The following is a 1473-nucleotide window of genomic DNA, read 5'->3' on the forward strand; positions in this document are numbered from 1 at the left end:
GCCGGAACCGGACTTTAGGAGAATTATTCTTTTATGCCCAATGGGGCAGACCCTCTATCTAAGCGACCAGCTTAAAGCAAAGTTGACGGTATGCCGGACGTTTTGTCCGGAACCAGAGCCTGACGCCCTCTTTCGCATACGACAGTATGCCTGAGATGCCTTTTGCCAATCGGTAATAGCAGAAGAAAACTTTTTCCTTGATGGGATCTGCCGTTTTTATGATTGAAACCTTGAGTGCATTTGTCTCTTCTTCCATTGAGATCAAGGCCAGAAACGCCATGCATAAGGTGATATAAAAGTTAAGCGCATTGATTGCACAAAGCTTCCGTACGCGGAAGTTTTCAAACTGGAACATCTGTTTTTTACAACGGAAATATTCTTCAATTTTCCATCTGGAAAAGTATGTTCGTGCTACACGGATAACATCTTCTTTTGATTTGATTTTTTTATTGGTGGCAAGCATCATTGGATGTGCGGTGATGCCATAAACCAGCACAAGATAAATATCTTTTCTTGATGCAGTGATCTGTACCTTCACATGGGAGAGGTATGCATCATGGTCTTTTCCTTTGTAGAAAACACTGGTTTTCACCTTGCCTTTACGGCGGTTGCGAAGCTGGGTCGCAGGAGTCCATTTGTTATGGTAAAAAAGCTTGCGGTTGGACTTAAGGCGGATGACGTAATCCTGTCCAAGGTCATCAAGCTTAAGAAACATCTTGTTGTCGTCATACCCACGGTCCATGGCAAAGGTTGCTTTTCCAAAGAGAGCAGCACTCTGCTGGATCGCATCAAAAGTGATGGTATTTGTGGATTTATAACCTTTTTCAGAAGAGGAATGGATTCTGGAAAAGATACTGACTGGATGATTACTTTTTGTAAGGACGCAGGCTTCTGTGACATGATACCCTTTCTTGTAAACATTTTTAGTGGATGTGCTTTCGGAGCCATCCCGAACAATGCCAAGAGCTTCAAATTTATAACCATCTGGTTTTACAACGTCACTGTCATCAATGTGAATAACCGGTTCCGCCGGAACCCATTTTTTAACCGCATGAAGATAGGATACAGCTGCCTTTGCAGGAACTCCTTTGTCAAGATGTCTGGAAAGGCGGTCAACAATATTTATCTTCTTAGAATCCTCGTGGAGTTGGTCAACGACATCTGTTAGCAGACAACTCCCAGCCGCCAGCATACCGTAGGTGATATCCGCAGTGAATTTTCGATCTGGCTTAGATAGATGCCTGGAAATTTTATTTGTAAAAGTTAAGATTTTTCGTTTCAGTGCATAGGTAATTGATGTATAATTAGCCATAGGGAATCTCCTTCTTTTTTGTTTAGTAAGATTTTTCTTTGATAGCTTAATTTTACATCAAAAAGGAATCAGATTCCTTATATTTGGGACATTTTTTGAAAGTTGTTTATAAAGACATGGTTTAATTCAGGTCTATGTGGATAAAACTGCGGAAACTCAAG

General features: G+C 41.1%; 1 protein-coding gene. It reads right to left on the minus strand.

Going from position 1 to position 1473, the window contains the following annotated elements; all coding sequences use genetic code 11:
* Positions 1–58: 58 nt before the first annotated feature.
* Positions 59–1312: a transposase gene (locus tag EDD59_RS17620; protein ID WP_207670438.1), complete on the minus strand. Its 1254-nt coding sequence runs from the start codon at positions 1310–1312 to the stop codon at positions 59–61.
* Positions 1313–1473: the final 161 nt, after the last annotated feature.

Origin of the sequence: Muricomes intestini (genome assembly GCF_004346165.1) — a bacterium.
Classification (GTDB): Bacteria; Bacillota; Clostridia; order Lachnospirales; family Lachnospiraceae; genus Muricomes; species Muricomes intestini.

What these genes read in the sequence shown, in the direction of transcription:
- EDD59_RS17620 (WP_207670438.1), bottom strand. Translation starts at nt 1,312, where the DNA reads ATGGCTAATTATACATCAATTACCTATGCACTGAAACGAAAAATCTTA.